General features: G+C 72.0%; 14 protein-coding genes. 10 read left to right on the forward strand and 4 right to left on the reverse strand.

The features are described from left to right. Window positions 1-49 precede the first annotated feature (49 nt). The 3 genes from glgX to treZ are packed head-to-tail and all read left to right on the forward strand — an operon-like array spanning window position 50 to window position 6,124. Window positions 50-2,173, forward strand: coding sequence for a glycogen debranching protein GlgX (gene glgX / locus LNK82_RS34800; protein ID WP_230571172.1), 2,124 nt, complete (start codon window positions 50-52; stop codon window positions 2,171-2,173). Further along, window positions 2,170-4,353, forward strand: coding sequence for a malto-oligosyltrehalose synthase (treY, locus tag LNK82_RS34805; RefSeq protein ID WP_230571173.1), 2,184 nt, complete (start codon window positions 2,170-2,172; stop codon window positions 4,351-4,353). Before glgX ends, treY begins: the two co-directional genes overlap by 4 nt. 25 nt (window positions 4,354-4,378) lie before the next feature. Beyond that, window positions 4,379-6,124: a malto-oligosyltrehalose trehalohydrolase gene (treZ, locus tag LNK82_RS34810; RefSeq protein WP_230571174.1), complete on the forward strand. Its 1,746-nt coding sequence runs from the start codon at window positions 4,379-4,381 to the stop codon at window positions 6,122-6,124. Here treZ and LNK82_RS34815 read toward each other — a convergent pair. After that, window positions 6,084-6,617 (reverse strand): ANTAR domain-containing protein, encoded by a 534-nt coding sequence (locus LNK82_RS34815; RefSeq protein ID WP_230571175.1) that lies wholly within the window; start codon window positions 6,615-6,617, stop codon window positions 6,084-6,086. The two genes, treZ and LNK82_RS34815, sit on opposite strands and share 41 nt — an antisense overlap. Window positions 6,618-7,195: 578 nt before the next feature. Here LNK82_RS34815 and LNK82_RS34820 point away from each other — a divergent pair. The 3 genes from LNK82_RS34820 (at window position 7,196) to LNK82_RS34830 (ending at window position 9,030) form a co-directional block, all read left to right on the forward strand. Next, a complete protein-coding gene (locus LNK82_RS34820) occupies window positions 7,196-7,378 on the forward strand; it encodes a CsbD family protein (protein ID WP_230571176.1) in 183 nt (60 codons plus the stop codon). Next, the gene (locus LNK82_RS34825) at window positions 7,362-7,994 is read left to right on the forward strand and encodes a UdgX family uracil-DNA binding protein (protein WP_230571177.1); all 633 of its coding nucleotides are present in this window, start codon (window positions 7,362-7,364) and stop codon (window positions 7,992-7,994) included. The genes LNK82_RS34820 and LNK82_RS34825 overlap by 17 nt, the downstream gene beginning before the upstream one ends. Window positions 7,995-8,301: 307 nt before the next feature. After that, a complete protein-coding gene (locus LNK82_RS34830) occupies window positions 8,302-9,030 on the forward strand; it encodes a 3-oxoacyl-ACP reductase family protein (RefSeq protein ID WP_230571178.1) in 729 nt (242 codons plus the stop codon). Window positions 9,031-9,186: 156 nt separating this feature from the next. On the opposite strand, the gene LNK82_RS34835 is transcribed toward LNK82_RS34830, so the two are convergent. Continuing rightward, entirely contained in the window at window positions 9,187-9,702 is a 516-nt protein-coding gene (locus tag LNK82_RS34835) for a lytic polysaccharide monooxygenase auxiliary activity family 9 protein (RefSeq protein WP_230571179.1), read from the reverse strand. A gap of 808 nt (window positions 9,703-10,510) precedes the next feature. Between LNK82_RS34835 and LNK82_RS34840 the strand changes: the two genes are divergently transcribed. From LNK82_RS34840 to LNK82_RS34850, 4 genes are all read left to right on the forward strand, one after another. Then, complete coding sequence (locus tag LNK82_RS34840) at window positions 10,511-10,957, forward strand: peptidase inhibitor family I36 protein (RefSeq protein WP_230571180.1); 447 nt, start codon at window positions 10,511-10,513, stop codon at window positions 10,955-10,957. 348 nt (window positions 10,958-11,305) lie between these two features. After that, window positions 11,306-11,434: a hypothetical protein gene (locus tag LNK82_RS47160; protein WP_268997568.1), complete on the forward strand. Its 129-nt coding sequence runs from the start codon at window positions 11,306-11,308 to the stop codon at window positions 11,432-11,434. A 151-nt stretch (window positions 11,435-11,585) separates the two neighbouring features. Beyond that, window positions 11,586-12,746, forward strand: a complete 1,161-nt coding sequence (locus LNK82_RS34845; protein ID WP_230571181.1) for a response regulator — start codon at window positions 11,586-11,588, stop codon at window positions 12,744-12,746. 170 nt (window positions 12,747-12,916) lie between these two features. Continuing rightward, window positions 12,917-13,648 carry an alpha/beta hydrolase gene (locus tag LNK82_RS34850; protein WP_230571182.1) on the forward strand — a complete coding sequence of 244 codons (732 nt, stop codon included), beginning with the start codon at window positions 12,917-12,919 and terminating at the stop codon, window positions 13,646-13,648. A 56-nt stretch (window positions 13,649-13,704) separates the two neighbouring features. Here LNK82_RS34850 and LNK82_RS34855 read toward each other — a convergent pair whose 3' ends face one another. Continuing rightward, window positions 13,705-14,595, reverse strand: coding sequence for a DUF4231 domain-containing protein (locus LNK82_RS34855; protein WP_230571183.1), 891 nt, complete (start codon window positions 14,593-14,595; stop codon window positions 13,705-13,707). Continuing rightward, complete coding sequence (locus tag LNK82_RS34860) at window positions 14,592-15,227, reverse strand: hypothetical protein (protein ID WP_230571184.1); 636 nt, start codon at window positions 15,225-15,227, stop codon at window positions 14,592-14,594. Before LNK82_RS34860 ends, LNK82_RS34855 begins: the two co-directional genes overlap by 4 nt. Between the last annotated feature and the right edge of the window lie 44 nt (window positions 15,228-15,271).

Raw genomic sequence — 15,271 nt, forward strand, 5'->3', positions numbered from 1 at the left:
CCTAGAACGTAGGGGTCGGATCGTTCCAGTTCGTCCGGAGGAAAACCCTGTGCGCCCCTGGCCCGGAACTCCCTACCCGCTCGGCGCCACCTACGACGGCGTCGGCACCAACTTCACCCTCTTCTCGGAGGTCGCGGACCACGTCGAGCTGTGTCTGTTCGACGACGACGGCATCGAGACGCGCGTGCGGCTGCCCGAGGTGGACGGCTTCGTGCACCACGGCTACCTCCTCGGCGTCGGTCCCGGCCAGAAGTACGGCTACCGCGTGCACGGACCGCACGACCCGGCGCGCGGCCTGCGCTGCAACCCGAACAAGCTGCTGATCGACCCGTACGCCAAGGCGATCACCGGCGACGCCGACTGGCACGAGTCGCTGTTCGGGTACCGGTTCGGCGACCCGGACGCGCGCAACGACCTCGACTCGGCGGGCCACGTGCCGCTGTCGGTCGTGGTCAACCCGTTCTTCGACTGGGCGAACGACCGACCGCCGAAGACGCCGTACAACGAGTCGGTCGTCTACGAGGCGCACGTGCGCGGCCTCACCATGCAGCACCCCGAGGTGCCGCAGCGGTTGCGCGGCACGTACGCGGGACTGGCGCACCCGGCGGTGATCGACCACCTCAAGGGCCTCGGCGTCACGGCGCTCGAACTCATGCCGGTGCACCACTTCATCACCGATCACGGACTGGTGCAGAAAGGCCTCGCGAACTACTGGGGTTACAACACGATCGGGTTCTTCGCGCCGCACTCCGGTTACGCCGCGATGCCCGAGTCGGCGAACCAGGTGCAGGAGTTCAAGGGCATGGTGCGCGCCCTGCACGAGGCGGACATCGAGGTCATCCTCGACGTGGTCTACAACCACACCGCCGAGGGCAACCACCTCGGGCCCACGATGTCCATGCGCGGCATCGACAACCAGGCGTACTACCGGCTGGTGGACGACGAGCCGCAGTTCTACATGGACTACACCGGCACCGGGAACTCGCTGAACGTGCGCAGCCCGCACACGTTGCAGCTGATCATGGACTCGCTGCGGTACTGGGTGACCGAGATGCGCGTGGACGGGTTCCGGTTCGACCTGGCCGCCACCCTGGCCCGCGAGTTCTACGACGTCGACCGGCTGTCGACGTTCTTCGACCTGGTGCAGCAGGACCCGGTGGTCTCGCAGGTGAAGCTGATCGCCGAGCCGTGGGACGTCGGGCCGGGCGGCTACCAGGTCGGCAACTTCCCGCCGCTGTGGACCGAGTGGAACGGCAAGTACCGCGACACCGTGCGCGACTTCTGGCGCGGCGAGCCGGCGACGCTGGGCGAGTTCGCGTCCCGCATCACCGGGTCGTCGGACCTGTACCAGGACGACGGCAGGCGACCCTACGCGTCGGTCAACTTCGTCACCGCGCACGACGGGTTCACGCTCAACGACCTCGTGTCGTACAACGAGAAGCACAACGACGCCAACGGCGAGGACGGCCGTGACGGCGCGGACGACAACCGGTCCTGGAACTGCGGTGTCGAGGGGCCGACCGACGACCCCGAGGTGAACGACCTGAGGGCCAGGCAGCGGCGCAACCTGCTGGCCACGACGCTGCTCTCGCAGGGCGTGCCGATGCTGCTGCACGGCGACGAGCTCGGGCGGACGCAGCGGGGCAACAACAACGCCTACTGCCAGGACAACGAGCTGTCCTGGGTGGACTGGACGCTGGCGGAGAAGAACCGGGACCTGGTGGAGTTCACCTCGGCGTTGACCGAGTTCCGCAGGCAGCACCCCGTGCTGCGGCGGCGCCGGTTCTTCCAGGGCAAGCCGATCCGCAAGGGCGACGAACTCCGCGACATCGCCTGGTTCACACCTTCGGGTGAAGAGATGACGGAGCAGCACTGGGGCGACGACTTCGGCCGCTGCGTCGTCGTGTTCCTCAACGGCGAAGGCATCCCCGACCTCGACCAGCGGGGGATGCGGGTGCTGGACGACTCGTTCCTGCTCGCGTTCAACGCGCACCACGAGGACATCGAGGTCACCTTGCCCGAGGAGGGCTACGGCGCGAGGTGGACGGTCGTGATCGACACGGCGACGGGCGACGTGACGCTGCCCGAGCTGGGCGAGGTGGTGGCGGGAGGCGGCACGCTCACGCTGGTGGCGCGGTCGCTCGTGGTGCTGCAGCGGCTGGAGCAGGAGTGACGGGGCCCGACGGCGCGCCGGCGTCGACCTACCGGGTCCAGTTCACCCCCGACTTCACCTTCGCCGACGCCGAGGCCGTGGTCGACTACCTGGATGCGCTGGGAGTCGGCGCGCTGTACGCCTCACCCGTGCTGGAGGCCGTGCCCGGCTCCACGCACGGCTACGACGTGGTCGACCCGACCCGCGCCCGCGAGGAGCTGGGCGGCGAGTCCGGGCGGGTGGCGCTGCACAAGGCGCTGCGGCGCGCCGGGCTCGGGTTCGTGCTCGACATCGTGCCCAACCACATGGCGGTCGGCCACGACGACGTCAACCGGTGGTGGTGGGACGTGCTCCGGCACGGCCGTGGGTCGCGGTACGCCAAGTTCTTCGACGTCGACTGGGACTCCGGGCCGTTGCTGCTGCCCTTCGCCGGCGACGAGGCGTCGGAGGAGGAGCACGAGCACTACCGGCTGGTGTTCTGGCGGCGCGGCAACACCGAGCTGAACTACCGGCGGTTCTTCGACATCACCACGTTGGCCGCGGTGCGGGTGGAGGACCCCGAGGTGTTCGACACGACCCACGGCGAGGTGCTGCGGTGGGTCGCGGCGGGCGAGGTGACCGGCCTGCGCGTCGACCACCCCGACGGCCTGGCCGACCCCGGCGGGTACGTGCGGCGGCTCCGGGAACGCGCCGGCGTGTGGCTGGTGGTGGAGAAGATCCTCGGCGCGGACGAGCGGCTGCCCGTGAGCTGGCCGGTGGACGGCACCACGGGCTACGACGCGTTGCGCGAGGTGTGCGGGCTGTTCGTGGACCCGGCGGGTGAGGCGGCGTTCACCGCGCTGGCCGAGGAGTTCGGCGTGCCGACGGACTTCGCCGCGGTCGAGCACGAGTGCCGCGACCTGGCGACCCGGACGATCCTGCGCGCCGAGGTGCGGCGGATCGCGGCCCTGGTGCGTGACGCGGACCGCGCCGAGGCCGAACGCGCGGTCGCCGAGGTCATGGTCAACTTCCCGGTCTACCGCTCGTACCTGCCCGAGGGGCTCGACGCGTGGACGGCGGCGGTGAGCGCGGCGACGTCGCCCGCGGCCCTGGCCCTGGACCGGCAGGTCCGCGCCGAGCCGCACGGCGAGCTGGCCACCCGGATCCAGCAGACGTCCGGCATGGTGGTCGCGAAGGGCACCGAGGACACGGCGTTCTACCGGTTCACGCGGTTCGTGGCGCTCAACGAGGTCGGCGGCGCGCCGGACCGGTTCGGGGTGCCCCCGACCGAGTTCCACGCGCGTGCGGCGGCCCGTGAGGCGGGGTTGCCCGCGGCGATGACGGCGTTGTCGACGCACGACACCAAGAGGTCGGAGGACGTGCGCGCCCGGCTCGCGGTGCTGGCCGAGCTGCCGGGGGAGTTCGCCGAGTCGGTGCGCCGGTGGACGGCCGCGCACCCGATCGACGAGCCGTCGCTGAACATGCTGGCGTGGCAGTCGCTGGTCGGCGCGTGGCCGATCACCGCCGACCGGATGCGCGCCTACCTGGACAAGGCGGCCAAGGAGTCGAAGGTCCGCACCACGTGGATCGACCACGACGAGGCGTTCGAGGAGGCCGTGGCGGCGTGGCCGGAGCAGGTGCTGTCCGGCCCGGTGGCGGCCGAGGTGGCGTCGTTCGTGGAGCGGATCGTCGCGCCCGGCTGGTCCAACGCGCTCGGCCAGAAGCTCGTGCAGCTCACCGCGCCCGGTGTGCCGGACGTGTACCAGGGCACCGAGCTGTGGGACCTGTCGCTGGTCGACCCGGACAACCGGCGACCGGTGGACTACGAGGTGCGGCGGCGGCTGCTGGACCGGATCGAGGACGGCTGGCTGCCGGACGTGGACGACTCGGGCGCAGCCAAGCTGCTCGTCGTGCAGCGCGCGCTGCGGTTGCGCCGGGAACGGCCCGAGCTGTTCCGCGGCTACCGGCCGCTGGAGGCGTCCGGCCGGACCGCACCGCACGTAGTCGCGTTCGAGCGGACGGGTCTGGTCGCGGTGGCGACCCGGCTTCCGGTGGGATTGGCGGACGCGGGCGGCTGGGGCGACGCGGTGCTGCCGCTGCCGCCGGGTGAGTGGACCGACGTGCTCACCTCCCGCCCGGCGGCCACCAGGCTGGCGGACCTGCTGGACCGCTATCCGGTCGCGCTGCTGGTCGACGACCGGTCGAACCGGGAATCGGACTGAGCCGACGAGCGGACTGAGGAGAGCTGTGGGTTTCGCGGTGTGGGCGCCGGCGCACGAGCGCGTCCGGGTGCGGGTCGACGGTCGGGACCACGAGATGACGGCCGGCGACGGCGGGTGGTGGCACTCGGACGTCGCGGGGGTCGACTACGGGTTCCTGCTGGGCGACTCCGACGACGTGCTGCCCGACCCGCGGTCGCGGTGGCAGCCGAACGGCGTCCACGCGCCGTCACGGGTCTACGACCACGCGGCGTTCGAGTGGACCGACCAGGCGTGGACCGGGCGCGCGTTGCCCGGCGCGGTGGTCTACGAGCTGCACATCGGCACGTTCACGTCCGCCGGCACGTTCGACGGCGCGGTGCGGCGGCTGGACCACCTGGTCGACCTCGGCGTCACGCACGTCGAGGTGATGCCGGTGAACTCGTTCGACGGCACGGCGGGCTGGGGCTACGACGGCGTGCTGTGGGGCGCGGCGCACGAGCCGTACGGCGGGCCGGACGGGTTCAAGCGGTTCGTGGACGCCTGCCACGCCCGCGGCCTGGCCGTGCTGCTGGACGTGGTCTACAACCACCTCGGGCCCTCCGGCGCATACCTGGACCGGTTCGGGCCGTACTTCGCGGGCAGCAACGACTGGGGACCGGGCCTGAACCTCGACGGCGAGGGCGCCGACGAGGTCCGCCGGTACGTGGTCGACAACGCGCTGGGCTGGCTGCGCGACTTCCACGTGGACGGGTTGCGGCTCGACGCCGTGCACGCCCTCGTGGACCGCAGCGCGACGCACGTGCTGGAACAGCTGGCGGTCGAGGTGGACGCGTTGTCGGCCGCCGTGCGCAGGCCGTTGACGTTGATCGCCGAGTCGGACCTGAACGACGCCCGGCTGGTGACGGCGCGGGAAGGCGGCGGCTACGGCCTGCACGCCCAGTGGGACGACGACCTGCACCACGCGCTGCACGTGGCGTTGAGCGGGGAGACGTCCGGCTACTACCCGGACTTCGAGGGCGCGCTGGGCAAGACGCTGCGCGAGGTGTTCCTCCACGCGGGCACGTGGTCGTCGTTCCGGGGCCGGAGCCACGGCCGTCCAGTCGACCGCGACCGGCTGCCCGGCTACCGGTTCCTCGCCTACCTGCAGAATCACGACCAGGTCGGCAACCGCGCCACCGGTGACCGGCTGTCGGCCGCGGTGTCGTGGCGGCGGCAGGCGGTGGGCGCGGCGATCGTGCTCTGCTCCCCGTACACGCCGATGATCTTCATGGGTGAGGAGTGGGCGGCGAGCACGCCCTGGCAGTTCTTCGCGTCGTTCCCGGACCCCGAGCTGGCCGACGCGGTGCGCACGGGGCGGCGGCGCGAGTTCGGCCGGCACGGGTGGGGCGAGTCGGAGGTGCCCGACCCGATCGACCCGGAGACCGTGCGGCGGTCCGCGCTGCGCTGGGACGAGGTGTCCGCGCCCGGCCACCGGGAGCTGTTCGACCTCTACCGGGCGTTGATCGCGCTGCGCCGGTCGCGCCCGGAGCTGGCGGATCCGCGGCTGGACCGGTTCGTGGTGCGCGAGGAGGGTGCGGTGCTCGTGCTGCACCGGGGTTCACTGCGGGTGCTGTGCAACCTCGGGGAGGACGCGGTGGTGCGGCTCGACGTCGAGCCGGGCGAGGTGCTGCTCGCGTCGGCGGAGGTGGAAGTGGACGGGCAGGCGGTGCACCTGCCCGCCGACTCCTTCGCCATCGTCGACCGCGCTTCGGTCACGCACTTTGGCCGGGCGCGAGCCAGCCGACCTCGGTGAGCTTCTCGGCCAACAGCCGACCGGCCGACTCGACCTGGTCGGCCAGCCGTCTTCGCACCTCCGGCCGGTCGTCGCCGGAGTGCTCGGCCGCGTCGTAGGCCGCGACGAGCCCGCGTGCGGCGTTCACCACCTCCACACCGGGCCACTCGGCGACGGCGAGGTGGCCGTCGCCCGGTTCGAGCCCCGGTTCGAGCTCGGGTTCGGGTTCGGCCGAGGCGTGGACGGCGCGCACGGCCTGCCTCGGTCCCAGCTCGGCGGAGAGGTCGAGCAGCTTCAGCGCGATCGTGTGCAGCTTCACGTTGTGGTGCTGTGACATCCGCACGAGCAGCTGGAACCCCTCTTGGGGCGTGCAGCCCTGCACCGCGGATATCAGGCCGGTGGCCTGCCCGATCACAGTGCGCGTCTGCACCGCTTTGCGCAGTCCCACGATCTCGGCCTCGAGGCTGGCGATCCGCGCGGTCAGCGAATCGTCACGCCCGTTGTCCCCGACCACGGTCGGGCTCCTCTCTCGCACGTCGGTACCGGTCAGCCAGGCCAGCGGTGCGAGAGCGTCCGGACACGCGGGTGCCAGCACCCGGCAAGCCCGACAGCTCTCGCTGACCCTGGTGCCCTCGCGGGCGCCGGGTGGCTTGCGGCTGGCTTTTCAACCGCGTAGACGATCACCGTAGTAGAGGACGGGTGGCGCGGTGCAACTGGCAGGGGGTTTCGGCGCGGCGCGCCGTGGGGTTTGAGCTCGGCGGCAGCACGCCGAACTCGTCGCCCGCCGGGCCGGCGCACACGGTGTCGGAGGCCCTTTCTCCGCGGACGACGGCTCAGCCGGTGACGGGGTGTGGCACGAGCATCGGGCCGGTGCCCGTCGACTAGGTGCAACCGACCTCGTTCAGCTCCTTTCAGCAGCGTGCCACGCGGTGCCCGAGAGCCGCGCACCAGAAGTCCTCCACGGCGCTGACCTGGTCCGATGGGCAGTCTGCGGCGATCGCGAGGAGGTGCGCGGTGATGTCGTCGGAGTTTCCCCGTTCGGGGGACGGGTACCCGTCTGTGGACGGAGTAGTGCCGACGAGAGGAACGGTCATGGGGACCGACGACAAGGTCAGCAACAAGGCCGAGGAACTCAAGGGCCGGGCGAAGGAAGCGGTCGGCGACGCCACCGACAACGAGCAGTGGCAGGCCGAGGGCCGCACCGAGCAGGCCAAGGGGTCGCTGAAGCAGGCGGGGGAGAAGGTCAAGGACGCCTTCCGTGGCGACGACCGCTAGACACGCCGCCGGCGCCGCCGCGTTCGTGCCCGAGGGCGCGGACCTGGCGGCGCTGCGCCGTGCCGCGGCCGGGTGCCAGGGGTGCGAGCTGTACGAGCCGGCCACGCAGACCGTGTTCGGCGCGGGGCCGGGCGACGCCGGGCTGGTGCTCGTGGGCGAGCAGCCCGGCGACGTGGAGGACCGGCAGGGCGAGCCGTTCGTCGGGCCCGCCGGCCGACTGCTGGACAAGGCGCTGGACGAGGCCGACCTGGCCCGTGAGGGCGTCTACCTGACCAATGCGGTCAAGCACTTCAAGTTCGTGCCCGCCGAGCGCGGGAAGCGGCGCATCCACAAGACGCCGTCGCGTGGCGAGGTGGTGGCCTGCCTGCCGTGGTTGAACGCCGAGTTGGCGCAGGTCCGACCGTCGCTGGTGGTGTGCCTCGGCGCGACGGCGGCGAAGGCCGTGCTGGGCAACGCGTTCAAGGTCACCGAACGCCGCGGCCAGGTCGAGCGGGTCGAGGACTACGACGTGATCGCGACCGTGCACCCGTCGGCGGTGCTGCGCGCTCCCGACCGCGACGAGGCGTACCGGAGCTTCCTCGCCGACCTGCGGGTCGTGCGCGCCCATCTGGGCTGACGTGCCCGTGAACGTGAAGCGGCCCCCTGACCGCTTCCCGCACGGGGTGCGGGCCGAGCTGGACTGGGCTCGGGGTCACGGGGGCCGGGTGGCTGCCTGGGATTCGCCCAGACCACCTGGGAAAGGTCGGTCCTAGCGGACAGCCACCTCACGACGAGTCCTATAGCTATTCAACTTCGGACCACCTCCTTCCTCGTGTGCCACGAACCTATGCGAGGCCGCTCGACGCCCGCAACGGATATTCCGGCCCGACCGCGGCGTCTGATTCCCGCCGGACTGGACCGCGGTGGCGCGACACGATCCCAGCATGAACTTCGAAGGCAAGGTCGCCCTGGTCACGGGCGGCAGCAGGGGTATCGGCGCGGCGATCGCGGTGCGGTTGGCGGAGTTGGGCGCGGACGTCGCGATCACCTACCGGACCAGTCCGGGTGACGTGGTCGACCGGGTGAAGGAGCTGGGGCGGCGGGTCGTGGCCGTGCGGGCGGACAGCGGTGACGCGGAGGCGGTGGTCGCGGCGGTGGAGGAGGCCGTCGCGGTGCTGGGGCGGTTGGACGTGCTGGTGAACAACGCGGGTGAGTTCATCGTCGGGCCGGTGGAGGAGCTGGGGGTGGCCGAGTTCGACCGGACGTTCGACGTGAACGTGCGGGCGGCGTTCCTGGCGGTGAAGGCGGCGTTGCCGCACCTCGGCGACGGCGGGCGGGTGATCGGCATCGGCAGCAACGTGGCCGAGCGGGCGGTGTTCCCCGGGTTCTCGCTGTACTCGGCGTCGAAGGCGGCCTTGGTGGGGATGACGAAGGCGTTGGCGCGGGAGTTGGGGCCGCGGGGGATCACGGTGAACCTGGTGCACCCCGGTGCGACGGACACCGACATGAACCCGGCGGACGGCGAGGTCTCCGACGTCGTGCGGGGCTTCACGGCGGTGGGGCGTTACGCGGAGCCGTCGGAGATCGCGGCGGCGGTGGCGTTCCTCGCGTCCGACGAGGCCCGTTACGTGACCGGTGCCCAGTTGCACGTCGACGGCGGCTTCACCGCCTGACCCGCCGCGAGAGTCCTACGTTCACGCCGCGAGAGTCCTACGTTCAGGGCACCCGAGTTCAACGCTCAGCGCAGGGTCGGCGGAACCTGGGCGTTGAACTCGGGGTGCGCGAACGTAGGACTCTCGCGTGCCGGGTGTAGGACTCTCGCGGTTGGGCTAGCTCGCGTTCACGTCGATGCAGGCGTAGAACGCGTTGGAGGTGTCGCCGATGTTCCAGATGGCGAGCACCGTCTGACGGCCGGACGCGCCCAGGTTCACCGTGTGCGACACGGTGGCCGGGGGTTGCTGCATGCCGCCGTCGACGAAGCCGACCCGCCTGCCGCTGACGTAGTACTCGTAGTTCGCGGTGCGGTGCCGTGCGGTGAAGGTCCAGGTGAAGGTGACGGTCCGGCCGGTGTTCGCGACCTGCCAGCCCTTGTTGTTGTCGTTCAGCTCGGCGAAGCGGGCGACGCCGCCGTTGCAGCTGCGCAGGCCCTTCGGGCCTTCGACGCTCTGCGGCTCCCACTTGATGTCGCCGCACGACACGACGCCGCGGGCGCACTGCGCCTGACGGCTGGCCGGTGACGAGACGTACCCGTGCGCGTAGGCGGGTGCCGAGGGCAGGGCGACCGTCACGAGCGGCGCGGCGAGCACGCCTGCCGCCACCGCGGCGATCCTTCGGCGGAGTGACATGTGGACTCCTCTGGTCGGATGGGCGGAAACGCTTGTGGCGAACGCCAACCCGAGTGCGCTGGGTGGAGCGTTCACCCAAACGCGGCGGCAGGTCTAGACCATACTCTCTGTGATTGCCCCGTGACAACCGTCAACCGCACCTGACACCCGCTGTTGTCCTGCTCGCACGCTCCGGACTACTTCGCTCGCCTGGCCGACGGCTCCGCGCCGGTGCTCGACATCCGCTCGGCAGACCGGATCGAGCCACGAGCACCTCGCGACTGTTCGCCTGCACCTACCCCGGAGCTGTCGCCCTCGCCGAACCGATCGGCTCACCGCACCGGCGACGCCTCGTCGCACGCGGCCCCGACGGCCAACGCGCCTTCGCCACCGAATCGTGCCCAACCCGGTCAGCGGCACGAGCGGATGCCACCGAGCCCGCACGTCGGAGTCCGTTGTCGGAACTCGGCGGACCAGCGGATCAGCCGGCAACACCACTCGGTCGAACACCGGATCGAACCCAGGGACCGGGTGGGCCGGGCTTCCACCCTCCGACGTCATGAGCACCGGCTTGCCCAGCTCCCGCCCGACCTCGGCATGAGCGAACGTCCGGCGGCGGGTCCGTCGCCGGCCGGCCCAGGTGGCATCTGGCCGGACAGGACAGCTGCTGCCTGCGCCGAGGTCTCCGCCAAGCGCACACTCCGCCGCGCTGGAGGGTGTCGCGCGGCATACGAGTGACGGCGGCTCGTTCGACCGCCCTGGTCGCCGGTCGTGCACGACGATCGAACGCTCGGGCCGAAGGGGTCGGATCGCGGAGGGAGAACGAGGCATGGGCGGTAAGGGGAAGAAGCTCGTCCGCACGCTGGTCGCCGTCGCGGCGGGAGCCCTGATGGTGGTCCCGCCGGCAGGTGTCGCCGCCGCGGCGCCTACCCGCAACGGGGTGTGCGAGGTAGGCGAGTTCTGCCTGTACTACACCACTTACGGCTGGGCCAGGGGCTCGGCGGTGTCGGACCACACCACCTCCATCCCGGAGTATGGTTCCAGCCAGCCGACCTGTTGGGAGTTCAAGGGCACCGGCACCGGTAGTGGCGTGTGCGTCAAGCAGGAAGCGACGTCGGCCTGGAACCGCAGGTCCGGAACCGTCCGCCTCTACATCCTCCCGGGTTGCGAGGGCGACCAGCGGTGGGTCATCCAACCGGGGCAGCAGGTCCCGGACCTGGGCGTCCACAACAACAGGAACCAGTCGCACAGCGTGGCGTCGTCAGGAGCGTGCTGACCGACCGCCCCACGACAGGTCTGGCGACGCGGCCGGCTCGTTATGTTGTTTTCGCGATCTTGCGCGCTTCGGCCGGGGCGCGCGACGGTTGATCCACCACACCTCCGGTGACGGGGGAGTGGCCGCTCTCCGACGGTCTTCTCCCGCAGCTGCGCTGCCGCGGGGCTCGTCGCGACAGCCCGCGATGGTCGCGTCCGCTGTCGAGAGGAGGTCGTCGAGGTGGTCGTTCCTTCGAGTCGGACGGCTCGGTCGACACCGCTGGTGCGCACCACTCGGGTCCGCACGGCGCTCCGCCGGGTCGCTCGGTGGCGTCGCAACCGGGCGCCGAGGATCTGGAAGGTGGTGCGCGTGGCCCTCTTGGTCTTGGAGGGCGTCGTGGCGCCGCTCAAGGGAGAAGTGGCCCTCGCCATCACGGCGAGGGCGCTCCTCGTGGTGGGTGACGCGATCGTCGACGCTGGCAGGCACAAGCGATCGTGAACCCGGGTCCGGCCGTCGAGAGGCGGCCGGACCGCCTCCCTTACAGGGAACAGCACCGATCGGCGCAAGCCAAGGCGTGCCTCCGCGTCACTATCGCGGCGGCGACACGAAAGTGGTTTCGTTCCGGCGAATCGGGAGGGGGAAGTCCTCGGTGACGACACCGACCTGCCAGGGCTGCGGCGGGCCCCTGCCCTTCTCGACCGAGACCGGTCGCCCGCGCAAGTTCTGCTCGGACCGGTGCCGCTCCCGTGCCCACCGCGTCCGGAAGCACGAGACCGAACGGGCCACGGCACGGCTGGCGCGGCAGTGCGACGTCGAGGTCGCCGGGCACCGGTGCGAGCGGACCGCGGTGTTCGCGCTCGCGGTGGACGGGCGGCAGCTCAAGGTCTGCCCCGCGTGCCGGGAACTGGCCCTGGCGTTCTTGGTGGGCCAGGGCGCGTCCGCGACGGCGGTGGAGATCAGGCCCATCGCCGAACCGAGCACCGAACCGGGCACCGAACCGACGCGGACCGCTCCCCGCCCTCCCGGTCGGGGGAAGGTGCTGATCATCGAGGACGACGACCGCGTGGCCGAGGCGCTGATCGGGTCCCTGCAACGCAGGGGGTACGAGGTCGTGTCGGCCCGCGACGGCAGGAACGGGCTGCGCGAGGCGATCACGCGGCGCCCCGACGTGGTGCTGCTCGACCTCGGCCTGCCCGAGATGGACGGCCTCACCCTGCTGCGCAAGCTCCGCGGCGCGAGCGACGTCCCGGTGATCGTCGTGACGGCGCGGGGCACGGTCGACGACATCGCCCTCGGCCTCGACATCGGCGCCGACGACTACCTCGTCAAACCCTTCGACCTGGGGGAACTCGTCGCCCGCATGCGCCGGGCCATGCGGCAGCGGGCCGCCCCGGCCGATGAGGTCTACGACGACGGGGTCCTCCGCGTCGACTTCAGGCGGCCGGAGGTCCGCGTCGGCGACGCCGAAGCGCCCTGCTCGCCCCGCGAGCTCCGACTGCTCGAGATCCTGGTGCGGTCCGCGGGCTCCGTCCAGTCGATCGACGCGATCGTCGCCCACGTGTGGGGCGAATCCGCGGTGGCGGTCCACCTGAAGCGCAACCTGGCCGTCGTCGTGGCCACCCTGCGCACGAAGCTCGCGACCGCGGGTCTCGACCCCAGCGCGATCGTCACCGCGCGTGGCCTCGGGTACTACTACCAACCACCGAGCCGGGCAGCGCGGCCGGCATCGGGGCCGCGGATCGGTTACAGCCACGCCGAGCGGCTCCTGAACCCGCCGGACGGGCGGTCGCCGGGACAGGTGCCCGGCTAAACCCGTTGGCGGGCAACGGCGAGCACTGCTACGTTGCCGGCGACCGCGCGAGAGATCGAGGAGGTGGTACCCGTGAACGTGTCGACATGGGTGCTCCCCTCCGGGGTCGTGGTCGGGCGGTAGGTCGTCCGGGAGCGCCCGTTCCGCGAGCACTCCCGAAAGGCACGACCATGCGGTTCACCTCGCAACAGCGCTTCGACGACGGCGTCCTCGAGCGCGAGTTCACCCTCGACGGGATCCCCGGCATCCTGTGGACGCCCGGATCCGCGTCCACGCCCGCCCCGCTGATCCTGCTCGGCCACCCCGGCGGGCTGCCCAGGATGTACCCGCGGCTGGTGGCGCGGGCCCGGCACGCCGCGGCGGAGGGCTTCGCCACGGCCACCATCGAACTGCCCGGTGGCGGTGACCGGCCCCGTTTCGCCGCCGTCGAGCAGGCCCGGGCCGACCTGCGCCGGGCGCTGGAGGCCGGCGGGCCGGTCGACGACGGGATCGTCGACCGGCTCGTCCTCCCGCTGGTCGACCAGGCGGTCCCGGAATGGCGGGCCGCGCTGGACGCGCTCCTCGCCCTGCCCGGGATCGGCGGCCCGGTGGGGTACTCGGGAGGGGTGATCTCCATCGGCGTCCGGCTGGCGGTGGTCGAGCCGCGCATCTCGGCCGCCCTGCTGTTCTCCGGGAGTTACGTGCCCCGCAGCGTGGTCGAGGAGGCCCGGCAGGTCTCCATCCCGTTGCAGGTCCTGCTGCAGTGGGACGACGAGGGGAACGACCGGCAGATGGCCCTGGACCTGTTCGACGCCTTCGGTTCCGAGGAGAAGACGTTGCACGCCAACACGGGCGGGCACACCGGTGTCCCGCGGTTCGAGGGTGACGACGGGAACCGGTTCTTCGCCCGGCACCTGAAGTGAGGCCCGGTCGTCGGGCCGGTGCCGCCCTCAGCGTCGCCGGCCCGGCCCGGACGCCGTCAGCTGGACGGTCGGGTCCGGGAAGCGCGCCACATCGTGTGCTCCCGGCTCACCGCTTCCTCCGCGTCGGCCACCTCGCTCGCCCACGAAGGCTCGTCCTCCACCAGCTCCAACCGGCTGCGCACGATCGCGAGCTCGTTGGCGGCGAACGTGTACGCGCGGGCGAGCGTGGACAGCTGGCGCAGGCTGATCCACGCCGTGCCCGCCGCGATCACCGCCGCCACCACGCCCGCCAGGTCGAACCGCACCGCGCCGATCGCCTTGCCCAACGCCGCGCAGATGCCGATCACCTCGATCGACAGCAACCCGGCCCGCCACCACCCGGCCAGCCGCTCGTTGCGCGCGGCCTTGGCCGTGTACCAGCGCTGCTGGTCGGCGACCCGCGCCTCCAGGTAGGCGGCCTTGCGCTCGGCGAACGGCGCGGCCCGCAGCGTCCTCATCCCCTCGGTGACGACGGGTCGCCGCGACGGCCGGATGCTCGTCGCCGGCGCGTCCTCCAGCAGCTTGTGCATCTGCTGGATGAACCGGCGCTCGGTCTCCGGCTCGCCGCCCGCCTTGTCGAACGGCAGGCCGCCGACGCTGAACTTCCACGCCAGGCTCTTCGCCGACTCGGCCAGCGCCCGGCCGTCGTACCAGCGGTCCTCGGGGCGCGCGGACTTCAGGTTCAGCTCGGTGACCGACACCGCGGCCAACGCGATGGCGGTGCCGATCGCGGCCACGTCGACCCGCCCGAGGACGAACGGCACCGCGCCGGTCGCGGCGGCGGCCACGGCGAGCAGCAGCCGCAGCCGGACCGCGCGGACGTAGCGGTGCTGCCCGTCCAGCGACGCGCTGTCCGCCGCCTCGAACAGGCCCGGCAGGTCGTCGTCGCCCAACCCCTTCGCCGTCATCGCTCCCCCTCCGGTCGGAAGACCCGTTCCACGTGCGCGCGCAGCTCGTCGGGGCCGAGCACGGTGGTCAACGGCGAGGTGGCGATCGCGGTGGACCGCTCGTCCGCGCCCTCGGCGATGGCGTCCGCGGTCCGACCGCTGCCGCGCAGCACGACCAGCGGCCGGTTGCGGCCCAGGCTGTGCTCGGCGTCGTCGAACGTGATCGGCCCGCCGTTGACGAGCACGGTCAGCGACGGCTCCGGTCCGGCGACCACGTCCGCCACCTCGGCCAGCCACGGCGACTCGTCACCCCACGCGTCACCGGGCACCAGCACCAGGTGGGTGTGGTTCGGCTCGAACGCGGCCAGGTCCACCGCCACCTCGGCGGCCACCCCGATCAGCGGGAACCGCCCGCCCGCCGCCGCACGCGCCCGACCCACGGCCCGCATCACGCCGACGTCCGTGCCGCCGTCCACCACCACCGCGCCGCACGCGTCGAGCAGCGGCACCAGTTCGCGCAGCACCACACCCAACGCCGCCAGCCCGCCCCGGTCCATCCCGGCGGCGCCGCCGACCAGCACCAGCACCGGCCGCCCGACCGGCAACCCGGCGCCGCCCAACTCCGCCACCGACCTGACCCGCACCCTGTCCACGATCCGCGACCGTACCGGCGTGCGTCCCGCGGCACCTCGTTCCG

Origin of the sequence: Saccharothrix luteola (assembly GCF_020859565.1) — a bacterium.
Classification (GTDB): Bacteria; Actinomycetota; Actinomycetes; order Mycobacteriales; family Pseudonocardiaceae; genus Actinosynnema; species Actinosynnema luteola.

Coding starts and splice junctions, on each gene's coding strand:
- LNK82_RS34820 (WP_230571176.1), top strand. CDS start 7,196: ATGGGGACCGACGACAAGGTCAGCAACAAGGCCGAGGAACTCAAGGGC.
- LNK82_RS34830 (WP_230571178.1), top strand. CDS start 8,302: ATGAACTTCGAAGGCAAGGTCGCCCTGGTCACGGGCGGCAGCAGGGGT.
- LNK82_RS34835 (WP_230571179.1), bottom strand. CDS start 9,702: ATGTCACTCCGCCGAAGGATCGCCGCGGTGGCGGCAGGCGTGCTCGCC.
- LNK82_RS34840 (WP_230571180.1), top strand. CDS start 10,511: ATGGGCGGTAAGGGGAAGAAGCTCGTCCGCACGCTGGTCGCCGTCGCG.
- LNK82_RS34850 (WP_230571182.1), top strand. CDS start 12,917: ATGCGGTTCACCTCGCAACAGCGCTTCGACGACGGCGTCCTCGAGCGC.
- LNK82_RS34855 (WP_230571183.1), bottom strand. CDS start 14,595: ATGACGGCGAAGGGGTTGGGCGACGACGACCTGCCGGGCCTGTTCGAG.